A 749-nucleotide genomic window follows, 5' to 3' on the forward strand; every position below is an offset into this window, starting at 1 on the left:
GCTTCCCAAAAGGGCTGGTAGCCGTTCTGGGCTGGGGTAAAGCTGTAGAAGAGATCTCCCGTGGGTTGGTCGGGCAGCCCCTGGGCACAGGATCCCACCACCAGACAGACGCTATCTGGCGGCTGCCCTTGGCGAGCCTGGGCCGCGATGGGCGAGCGGTGCCCCATGGCATCCACCAGCAGTTGAGCACGGATCTGTCCCTTGGTGGTCTGGAGGCAGATCCCATCGGGGTGAACGGTGGCACTTTGAAAGGCAGTCTGCTCCCACACTTGGCCCCCCCAGGCCAGGAAATGCTGCTTGAGGAACTCCAGGAGGCTGACTGGATCCACGCCCACATTCAGCACTCCCTCCACCCACCAGTGGGGGCCCTCCCCAAAGCCAATCCGCCCCCTCGGGTAGTGGGTAACCTGGACTGCCTCCCACTCGGGCGGGGTAAGCAGCTCCAGCTCTAACAACACCTGCAGCTCCTGGTGTGAGGTGTTCCACTCCTGCTCCCGCCCCCGCAGGATCCCGCGCTCCAGCAGGATCACCCGCCAGCCCCGCTTGGCCAAAGCCGCCCCCAGAAGGATCCCCAAGGTGCCGCCGGCAATCACCACATCGGCATCCCAGGATTGGCTGCCCAAACGAGCGGAAGAAGGGTGAACCACTGCCGGGGGCAGTTCCGCCTGCGGCTGCCGCAGGGATCCCCACCAGGCATCCGAGGCGGGCAAGGCTTCCGGCGGGGGGACAACTTCAGCCATCGGCAGGAG

Annotated in this window: 1 pseudogene; it reads right to left on the bottom strand. The window is 65.7% G+C overall.

The annotated features are described in order from the left end of the window. A pseudogene (locus tag NW820_RS13095) lies at positions 1-740 on the bottom strand (FAD-binding oxidoreductase); the annotation flags it as partial. Between the last annotated feature and the right edge of the window lie 9 nt (positions 741-749).

It is taken from the genome of Synechococcus sp. R55.7 (assembly GCF_047461955.1).
Classification (GTDB): domain Bacteria; phylum Cyanobacteriota; class Cyanobacteriia; order Thermostichales; family Thermostichaceae; genus Thermostichus.